This window comes from Pseudovibrio japonicus, from assembly GCF_014651595.1.
Lineage (GTDB): Bacteria > Pseudomonadota > Alphaproteobacteria > Rhizobiales > Stappiaceae > Pseudovibrio > Pseudovibrio japonicus.
Genome location: NZ_BMXE01000002.1, coordinates 805,993 through 816,095 on the forward strand (window position 1 = coordinate 805,993; position 10,103 = coordinate 816,095).

At 53.0% G+C, this 10,103-nt stretch carries 7 protein-coding genes; 5 read left to right on the forward strand and 2 right to left on the reverse strand.

Annotated elements, in window-relative coordinates; all coding sequences use genetic code 11:
• The first annotated feature begins 52 nt into the window (after positions 1 to 52).
• From prfA to IE076_RS08565, 3 genes are all read left to right on the forward strand, one after another.
• On the forward strand, positions 53 to 1,126 hold the full coding sequence (gene prfA / locus IE076_RS08555; RefSeq protein WP_189436319.1) for a peptide chain release factor 1: 1,074 nt from the start codon (positions 53 to 55) through the stop codon (positions 1,124 to 1,126).
• Positions 1,126 to 2,010: a peptide chain release factor N(5)-glutamine methyltransferase gene (prmC, locus tag IE076_RS08560; protein WP_189436320.1), complete on the forward strand. Its 885-nt coding sequence runs from the start codon at positions 1,126 to 1,128 to the stop codon at positions 2,008 to 2,010. The genes prfA and prmC overlap by 1 nt, the downstream gene beginning before the upstream one ends.
• Before the next feature lie 410 nt (positions 2,011 to 2,420).
• Positions 2,421 to 3,152, forward strand: a complete 732-nt coding sequence (locus IE076_RS08565) for a DUF4167 domain-containing protein (RefSeq protein WP_189436321.1) — start codon at positions 2,421 to 2,423, stop codon at positions 3,150 to 3,152.
• 122 nt (positions 3,153 to 3,274) lie between these two features.
• On the opposite strand, the gene IE076_RS08570 is transcribed toward IE076_RS08565, so the two are convergent.
• Complete coding sequence (locus IE076_RS08570) at positions 3,275 to 4,045, reverse strand: MOSC domain-containing protein (protein ID WP_189436322.1); 771 nt, start codon at positions 4,043 to 4,045, stop codon at positions 3,275 to 3,277.
• A gap of 207 nt (positions 4,046 to 4,252) precedes the next feature.
• On the opposite strand from IE076_RS08570, the gene clpB reads away from it, so the two are divergent.
• Both clpB and IE076_RS08580 read left to right on the forward strand, forming a co-directional pair.
• Complete coding sequence (gene clpB, locus IE076_RS08575) at positions 4,253 to 6,832, forward strand: ATP-dependent chaperone ClpB (protein WP_189436323.1); 2,580 nt, start codon at positions 4,253 to 4,255, stop codon at positions 6,830 to 6,832.
• Positions 6,833 to 6,990: 158 nt separating this feature from the next.
• On the forward strand, positions 6,991 to 7,590 hold the full coding sequence (locus IE076_RS08580) for a DUF998 domain-containing protein (RefSeq protein ID WP_189436324.1): 600 nt from the start codon (positions 6,991 to 6,993) through the stop codon (positions 7,588 to 7,590).
• Positions 7,591 to 7,625: 35 nt separating this feature from the next.
• Here IE076_RS08580 and IE076_RS08585 read toward each other — a convergent pair whose 3' ends face one another.
• Positions 7,626 to 9,587: a M23 family metallopeptidase gene (locus tag IE076_RS08585; RefSeq protein WP_189436325.1), complete on the reverse strand. Its 1,962-nt coding sequence runs from the start codon at positions 9,585 to 9,587 to the stop codon at positions 7,626 to 7,628.
• Positions 9,588 to 10,103 lie beyond the last annotated feature (516 nt).

A 10,103-nucleotide genomic window follows, 5' to 3' on the forward strand; every position in this document is an offset into this window, starting at 1 on the left:
AGGCTGTCGCGCTTTTGGATCAGCTGTCTAACGCTTGAGGAGTCGCCGCGAAATGCTGGCACCAGAAAAACTAGATACACTGCTAGCACGCTTTGAAGGCATTGAGGCCGAGATGGCCTCCGGTCCTGCTCCGGATGTTTATGTCAAGCTTTCGCGGGATTATGCGGAACTGGAACCGATTGTGCACTCCATCCGCGAATTGCGCAAAGCCGAAGGTGATCTGGAAGGCGCAGAAGCACTGCTTGCTGATCCTGAGAGTGACGCGGAGATGAAAGAGCTTGCCCAGCTTGAGCGGGATGAGCTGACAAGTGTTGTTGAAGAGCTGACCCAGAAAGTTCGCATTGGTCTTCTGCCAAGGGACAAAGCGGACTCTCACGACGTTATTCTTGAAGTGCGTGCCGGTACGGGTGGTGATGAGGCAGCGCTGTTTGCGGGCGATCTGTTCCGCATGTATCAGCGTTTTGCGGATAACAACGGCTGGAAAGTCGAAGTAATGTCCTCATCGGAAGGGGATATGGGCGGTTTTAAAGAGATTGTAGCGGCAGTTACCGGTCAGGAAGTGTTCGGTAAACTGAAGTTTGAGTCCGGTGTTCACCGCGTACAGCGTGTGCCCGAAACTGAATCCGGTGGCCGTATCCACACCTCTGCTGCAACTGTTGCGGTTCTTCCACAGGCGGAAGAAGTGGACGTGGACATCAACCCGGCAGATCTGCGCATCGATACCTACCGCGCCTCTGGTGCTGGTGGTCAGCACGTGAACACCACTGACTCTGCTGTTCGTATTACGCACAACCCGACTGGCATTGTGGTTGCCGTGCAGGACGAACGCTCGCAGCATAAGAACAAAGACCGTGCGATGAAGTTGTTACGGGCGAAGATCTATGATGTTGAGCGTGAACGCGCTGCAAATGAGCGGACGGAAGCGCGCCGGGTGCAGGTTGGTTCCGGCGATCGCTCCGAGCGCATTCGCACTTACAACTTCCCACAGGGCCGTGTGACCGATCACCGTATTGGCCTGACGCTTTACAAGCTGGACCAGATGATGACTGGTGAAGCTACAGGTGAGGTTATTGATGCTCTGATTATGGATCATCAGGCGAACCTGCTTGCGGCTGAAGGGCTTTAATGTCCGGCCTCCTTGAAAAATTTGAAGTCAAGAATGTACAGGCTTTGTACCGTGTGGTTCGAAGCCTGTTTCGTGATGCAGAGCTGCCTGAGGCTGATCTGGATGCGCGAGTGCTTGTTGCCGAAGCGCTTGAAATTGAACCCAGAAATCTGATCTTGCAGTATGATCAGGAGGTTTCTCCAGAGACGCTCGCTGTGGTTTCCCGTTGGGTGGAACAGCGCCTTGAAGGTAAGCCGGTTGGGCGTGTTCTGGGGAAGCGGGAATTCTGGGGTTTGGAGTTTTCGTTATCTCCGGCAACACTGGAACCGCGTCCTGATACTGAGACTCTGGTTGAAGCCACACTCGCGTTTTGTCAGGCGCATGGCGGGTTTGACAAGCCCTGGGTGTTTGCAGATATCGGGACTGGTACAGGAGCGATTGCGATTGCGCTCCTGACTGAGTTACCCAATGCGACCTGCGTTGCTGTTGATATCAGTGAAGAGGCGCTGGAAACAGCACGGGAGAACGCAGCAAAAAACAAGGTTTTGGAACGCTTTATCCCTGTTCGTGGGTCTTATCTGGATGCGTTGAGCGGGCCTTTTGATTTTATCGTGAGCAACCCTCCTTACATTCGTAGTGCTGTGATTGAAGGGCTGAGCCATGAGGTGAAGCAGCATGACCCGATGCTGGCGTTGGACGGCGGTGTTGATGGGCTTTCTGCCTATAAAGAATTGATAGGTGGGGCTAAACGGGTTCTTAAGGGAAATAGTGGACTCCTAATGGAGATCGGGTTTGATCAGGCAGAGGAACTTTCCAAACTTACAAAGGAACTTGTGGGATTGGGCGTTTGCTGTAAGCATGATCTGGCCGGTCAGCCTCGGGTCACTGTTGTAGTTTTTCCATGATTGGCGAAGAATTCAACAATCTGGAAAAAAGCCCTTGGAAAATGCGTCGGAACGAGATAGTTTCATCTCGCCGACAAGCGATACCAGCTAATAGCTGAAAACGATGGGGATGGGCACTCACAGACTGTGGGACACGCCTGGCAGAGACGTCGGTTGATAGTTTCAAAGCAGATAGTTGAGCGACCCCTCGTATCGTAGAACTGAGAGAGCAATGCATTTGTATTGCTGCTATCGGATGTCGGATATCGCATTGAAGCAGTTATATGATCGAATGCGATTGCATTTCGATGTTGATGGCTTTTGGCTTGATCAACATGCAAGCTTTTTAACGGCATTTGGAATCCGGGAGAACCTACTCCCATGGAACCTCAAAACAGGTTCGATTGCTATTCCGGAAAGTTAACGGCAGAATGAGACCAGGAAATCAGAATAACAAGCGCATGCGTGGGCGGGGGCGTAAGGCTCCAAATCCATTGACACGTACCTATGAGTCAAATGGACCGGATGTGAAAATCCGAGGTACCGCATTGCATATTGCTGAAAAGTACCAGCAACTTGCGCGTGATGCTCAGGCCTCCGGAGACCGTATAACCTCCGAAAACTATTACCAGCATGCAGAGCATTATCAGCGTATCGTCGCTGCTGCTCAACCCCAACACTCTCAGACGACAGCTGCACCTTATGCGCGTTCAGAAGATGAAACTGCTTCTGAAGCTCCAAAAGCTGCGGTAGCGAACGAAGAGAAGGAAGCTGCAGGCACAGCAACTTCTTCTACTCAACCGATTGTCGGTCTGGATACACCTCAGCCATTTATTGAAACAGCTTCTACAGTTGATGAGAATACAGAGGCTGTGGTCAGTACAGTTGACTCCTCAGAAGAGGATGATGACAAACCACGCCGCCGCGTTCGTGGCACTCGTGGTCGCGGCGTTCGCCGGGCTCCAAGCTCTGCAAGTTCTGAGGCACCCTCTGAAGCGTCAGAAGGTGGTGAAGAGGATGCAGCTGCTCCAAAACCACGTCGTACGCCTCGTGCACGCACCCCTCGTGCGGCTCGTACCCAGCGTTCACGTTCAGCTCGTGTTCCTTCTGAGGATGCACCTGCCCCAACGGCTCTGGAAACGACCGGAGACGGTGAAGGCTAAATACATCTGACGATGTGCTTGCTGGTTCACTGGTTTGGCCGGTGTGCTTATGAAGGAAGAACCCCGCTCACAAGGCGGGGTTTTCTTTTAGCTGAACGTTCACGGCACTGTTTGTGGCTGGCTTACTCGACAGTCAGCGTGTCGCCGACGGAGAGCGTACCACTGTTCAGCACTTCCAAATAAATACCTACATCCATGTGACCCAGAGAAGTATGGAGGATCTTGTTGATGTTGGTGTCGCGCTCAGCTGTGATCGGGTTTACGTCCACTGCGGCACAGCGGCGGGTGCGTCTTCCGAATTTGAACGCAACGCCTGAGCTGGAGCGGATTTTCTTGTCAGCCCAGTTGAATTCCTCATAGGCGGGCAGACCTTCAAGATAGATGTTTGCACGAAAGCGCTTTGGGTTGATCTCTATCCCTATGGTTTCGGAAAGAGCCTTTACGCTGGCCAAATTCACCACGTGGACGAATTTTTCGGCGGTATCGGTGAAGGCATGGTTGTCTGCGGAGCGTACTTTGAGCGGGCCTGCTGCTTTGTCTCCCATATGTGCCGTGAAGTAGGCGGCGAGAGCTTGCTGACCCTCTTCGGTTTCCAGCGAGAGTGTGACGTCCTCGGCCTGTGGCTTGGAGAGGGTGATGCGCTTGTTTTCCAGATCATAGGTGCATTTGACCTGTGCCACGTCTTCGTAACGCACCAGCACCAGAAACTTGCTCTTTTTGATGTGTTTTGGGTCTGCCGGATCAAATCCACATGGGCCATTTTCAATCGCGTAGGCACGGTCGAGCGGGAAGACGGAACCTGCTTCCACTGGGGCGGATTGCAGAGGGTGCGGCGTGAGCCCTTTGACCGGATGGGTTGCGAGTGCGGCGATCTGGGCGGGCGAAAAAGTCATATTAATTTCCGTCGCTTAAACTGGTAGAAACTATGAAAGACTAAGGAATGTGGCAAGATCTTGCGAGTGCCCTCTTTTGTCGGCAATCTGTGCCACTATATGAAGAGTGCAGGGGGAAGTCTCCTGCTTCGGGCGCTCTTCAAGAGGCTCGGATCCTCCCAAAATGCTTCGTCATGCTTCGGGTGACACGGCACATAGGAGTTTTATATGGACTTTGAGAAATACACCGACCGTGCGCGTGGGTTCATTCAGTCTGCGCAAACTTATGCTCTGGGACAAGGGCACCAACAGTTTACTCCCGCACATATTTTAAAGGTCTTGCTGGATGACAGCGAAGGCATGTCTGCTGGTCTTATTGAACGGGCCGGAGGACGTGTTCAGGATGTGCGTCTGCAGATTGAGGCTGATCTGGCCGCGCTGCCAAAGGTAAGCGGCGGCAGCGGACAGTTGTATCTGGCGCCTGAAACGGCGCGTCTTTTTGAACAGGCCCAGAAAATTGCCGAGAAGGCCGGTGACAGTTTCGTTACTGTTGAACGCCTGCTGATGGCGCTGACAATGGATAAAGACAGCGACGCTGGCAAGGCGCTTGCGCAGGGTGGCGTGACGCCAAACGCGCTGAATGAAGTGATTAATGAGCTTCGAAAGGGGCGTACGGCTGACTCGGCCTCCGCTGAAAACCAGTATGATGCTCTGAAGAAATTTGCTCAGGATCTGACCGAGGCGGCTCGCGACGGTAAGCTTGATCCTGTGATTGGCCGGGATGAGGAAATTCGCCGTGCTATTCAGGTTCTGTCTCGCCGGACCAAGAACAATCCGGTTCTGATTGGTGAGCCAGGTGTTGGTAAAACTGCGATTGCGGAAGGTTTGGCGCTGCGTATCGTCAATGGCGATGTGCCGGAGAGCTTGAAAGACAAGAAGCTGCTTGCGCTTGATATGGGCGCGCTGATCGCCGGTGCGAAATATCGTGGTGAGTTTGAGGAACGCCTGAAGGGTGTTCTGAATGAAGTGCAGTCTGCTGACGGCGGGATTATCCTGTTCATCGACGAAATGCACACGCTTGTGGGCGCCGGCAAGACAGATGGAGCGATGGATGCTTCCAACCTTCTGAAGCCTGCATTGGCCCGTGGTGAACTGCACTGTGTTGGCGCGACGACGCTTGATGAATATCGCAAACACGTTGAGAAAGATGCGGCACTGGCCCGTCGTTTCCAGCCGGTATTTGTGAGCGAACCAACCGTTGAGGACACGGTCTCTATCCTGCGCGGTATCAAGGAGAAGTACGAGCTTCATCATGGTGTGCGGATCTCGGATAGCGCGATTGTTTCTGCTGCGACGCTGTCCAACCGCTACATTACAGATCGGTTCCTGCCGGATAAGGCGATTGACCTTGTTGACGAGGCCGCCAGCCGCTTGCGCATGCAGGTGGATTCCAAGCCGGAAGAACTGGACGAGCTGGATCGCCGGATCATTCAGCTGAAGATTGAGCGGGAAGCTCTGAAGAAAGAGGATGATGACGCCACGAAGGATCGCTTACAGCGTCTTGAAAAAGAGCTGGTTGATCTGGAGGAGGAGTCCAATGCTCTGACGCAACGCTGGCAGTCTGAAAAAGACAAGCTGAACAGTGAACAGAAGATCAAAGAGCAGCTGGACGAAGCACGGACTGAGCTGGAACAGGCACAGCGTACAGGTAATCTGGCGCGTGCTGGAGAGCTGAGTTACGGCGTTATTCCTGATCTGGAAAAGAAACTGGCGAACGCCCAGACGGCTGAGGATGTGGACAACACCATGCTCAACGAAACCGTCAGCAGCGAAAGCATTGCTCAGGTCGTGTCACGTTGGACCGGTATTCCGATCGACAAGATGCTGGAAGGCGAACGTGAGAAACTGCTTCGTATGGAAGATGAGCTTGCCAAGCGGGTTGTTGGCCAGCAGGAAGCTGTTCATGCGGTTTCCACTGCTGTGCGCCGGTCTCGTGCCGGACTACAGGATCCAAACCGGCCTATCGGCTCGTTCATGTTCCTCGGCCCAACCGGTGTTGGTAAAACCGAACTGACCAAAGCGCTTGCCAGCTATCTGTTTGACGATGAGACAGCAATGGTGCGCGTGGACATGTCCGAGTTCATGGAAAAGCACAGTGTTGCGCGTCTGATTGGTGCACCTCCGGGCTATGTTGGCTATGAAGAAGGTGGAGTTCTGACAGAAGCGGTTCGCCGCCGACCTTATCAGGTTGTGCTGTTTGATGAAGTTGAGAAGGCACACAGCGATGTGTTCAACGTTCTGCTTCAGGTGCTGGATGATGGCCGTCTGACGGATGGGCAGGGGCGTACTGTGGACTTCCGCAACACGCTGATCATCATGACGTCGAACCTTGGTTCTGAGTTCCTTGCCGCGCAGAGCGAAGGTGAGGATGCGGAGGCTGTTCGTGGTCCGGTGATGGATGCGGTTAAAGCGCATTTCCGTCCCGAGTTCCTGAACCGTCTGGATGAGATCATTCTGTTCCACCGCCTGCAGCGGACACAGATGTCTCGTATCGTTGAAATTCAGCTGGCCCGTTTGCAGAAGCTGCTGGATGACCGGAAAATGGAACTTGATCTGGAGGAAGACGCTATGGGCTGGCTTGCCGACAAAGGCTACGACCCGGCTTATGGTGCACGTCCTCTAAAGCGCGTCATTCAGAAGCAAGTGCAGGATCCATTGGCAGAAATGCTGTTGGCTGGTTCACTTTCTGACGGACAGACGATCAAGGTTTCTGCCGGAACAGATCGATTGCTGTTTGATACAGTGTGATCCGCCAGAACTTTAAGATGCGAAAAGGGTCGGAACTTCCGGCCCTTTTTGCTGTACAGGCTACCTTAAGGCTCAAAGCGGCTTTGCGAGGCGGCGCTTTTGGTGTTTAGTCATACAGACGAGCGTTTGGGTGTTCGTTATGGGGCAGGGCATCGGGCATGAGACACGTTGATATTGCGATTTCACTTGTGGTCGTCAGTTACATCTGGCTTGCCGCGACTGTTGTCATTGGCGGGCAGTTTTATCCAGATTACAACCATATCTCACAGTTCATGAGTGCTCTCGGCGCAACCGGCGCCCCTTTTGGACCTACGGTGAACTATTGGGGTTTTGCAGTTGTGGAGCTGCTGCTCTTGCCATGCCTCGTGATCTGTTTTGCTCGTCTGATGCGCAGCCGGGCAGAGCGTATTGGTTTGTCGATTTTCGCAGGCTATCCGCTGCTTATCTCTGTTGCAGCGTTCTTTCCATGCGATTTTGAATGCAGCATGGATGATCCAACACGCAGCCAACTCATACATACCGCTGCTGGCTTTCTGGCTTACTTCTGCGCTGTTGTGGGATTGTGTCTGTTGTCCCATGCCCAAGCTGAAAGACCGTACTGGGTCGTGCCTGGACTGATCTTGCTGGCTCTACTAATGAGCATGTCTGTCGAAACCGCAGTTAATGGTTTTCTGCAAAGGGCCTTAGAGACGGGCGTTTATCTCTGGTTTGTTTGGATCTTGGTGCGTAAGCGCCAATATGGGGAACAAGTCGCGTAATAGAAAGACTGTTCGTTCCCCATGCTGGCCTGAACTTAGTTGCGCAGTGAGGCTACACGCTGGCTGGAGCGGCCTGTTTCCATCAATGCGTTGATGCGGTCGCGCTCGCGCTTGAAGTTTTCCAGATTATTGGCTTCAAGAACCCGGCCTTGCGGAACCTTGATCTTCAGAGAGTTCACGAAGCGACCGTTCACCTTCACTTCATAGTGGAGGTGGTTACCGGTTGAGAGGCCGGTCGTGCCGACGTAGCCAACAACGCTGCCTTGTCTGATTTTCTGGCCTTTTTTGATGCCAGATGCAAAGCGGCTCATGTGGTTATAGGTGGTGACGTAACCGTTGGCGTGCTTGATCTCAACGCGCTTGCCGTAACCACCGGACCAGGCTGCTTTTTGAATAACCCCGTCGCCAGCTGCAAAGATGGCAGTTCCGCGTGGAGCGGCCCAGTCGGTGCCGGTGTGCAGACGGCGTGTCTTCAATACCGGGTGGCGACGCATGCCGAAGCCGGAGGAGTAGCGGCCGGTTGCAATTGGCTTGCGGAGCAGGAACTGCTTCGCGCTTTGTCCGTTCTCATCATAGTAGTCAACAACGCCGTCTTCCGGTGTGCGGAAACGATAGAAGCGGTGCGAACGACCGTTCACTGTGATGGAGGTGTACAGAATCTCGGAGGTGCCTGTGGTTTCATCCGCATCCAGACCATAGAAGACACTCATCTCATCGCCGCTCTTCACGGAGTCGTTGAAGTCAACGCTGTAAGAGTAGATGCGCACGAGCTCTTTAATAAGGGACTGCGGAACGCTGTTGTCGAGGCCAGTCTGGTAAATTGAGTCATAATAGGTTGCGCGTGGACCACGGGAGCCTTGCTGCTGTGCTGCAAAAGCGTCTGCCGCCATCTCGGTGGATGGCTCCTGTGCGACAACAAACTCACCCTCATCGTTTCGGGCGATCGTTGCTATATGGCGTTGGTCTTCATAGATGCTGACACGGACAAGAATATTGTCTTCTTTTTCAAGCTGATCCGTGTTGAGGGAGAGGCGGAAAATCTGGCCAGCTTTGATGTCGTCGATGCCGAAGTGCTCGCTAAACGCTTTAATGTAGTTTTCCGCTTCTTCTTCAGAGGCCTCACCATCCAGCAAAACGTCAATAAAGTCGGTCTGGGTCAGGATTGGAACAATGCGTTCTTCAATCTGGCTGGCCTGCACGATTTTGCGGGATTTGGGCTGGAAGGAAACGTTTTCTTCGGTAATGCGGACATTTAGGTTTTCAAATGGCTGTTCTGAAACTGGTGAGAAACCGGCATTCAGATCTTCAAGGCTTGGAACTGCGGCAATATCCGTGGAGTTGTCCAGCATGAACATTGCGGCCTTTTTGACCTGTTCCTGAACGGATTCTTCCTTGTAATCAGCAAGAGCAACCATGCTCATGGCTTCAAGCGGAAAATCTCGCTGTGAGATAGAAACTTCGCCCTCAATGTCAGCGCCGTAAATCGCGTCACTGGCGACCTGCAGTGGAGCAACCTGTTCGCCCTGATACATGGTGATCGGGTCAAATGGTGGAATGTCGGCTGCTGCTTCCTGTTCTTTAAAGGGTTCAAGGCTCGCGGTGACAAGCGCGTATGGCCGTGCTTTTACGTGGTCGCGCCCATCAGTGCGGGTCACCGTATTGACCTCGATGATCTGCTGATTGGCGAAATCGTCTTCTGATGATGCGGAAAGGCGGTCACCTTTGCCGCTGATATGTCGCTGTGGGGTCTGGTCTGTCTCACTGCGCAGGGGCGCATATGCAGTGGTGTAACTGTACTGGCCGTCCAGTGCAGCCATGAGTGCTCCACCCATCAAGACTATAGATGTCATGCCGGTCAGAATCGTCCCGATCAGCCAACGGCCATTCAGCCGCGTCGGCTGGTCAGACGCGCTCGTGAGGCTGTCCACCATCAAGCCTGGCTCATTGCCAAGATTAACGGAGGGCCTTCCATTAGGATGGAACCTACCAGAATTCATCGAGATTTCTATCTTTCCCCTAGTCAGACAATCGGCCACCTACAGCGAAGGGCCTCGGTACACACATAGATTGATAAACAAAGCTGAAGACGGGAACAACTAATGAAAGAAAAATACGGCTGGATTTTGTCGCTCTTACTCTGAAAAATTATAGAAAAAGCGCGAGCGGCACAAAACTAGCAGTTTTCGCGGGCAAACCGCGATTTCGCGCACCATATAAATGCGGGAGTTGCGAATATTGAAAAAGTTTCCCCAGTCCTGTGAAAAATTTGAAGTTTTCTCTCAAGGCTCGTTGACAGGGTCAGCTGGTATCCCTATAACCCGCTTCACGCCACCGGGGCGGGCCACTGAGGCGCCGGTCTGGAGGCACACAAACAGAAGGATTTACGGGGTTTTAGAGAGCTTTGTGGGTCTGGATATTGAGGGTAAAACCTCCGCTCTTTGACAATTGAATATGGTATAGAAAGAGAAACGTGGACGGCGGTTATTCGCGGGTAGCTTCTTCGGAAGTTACTG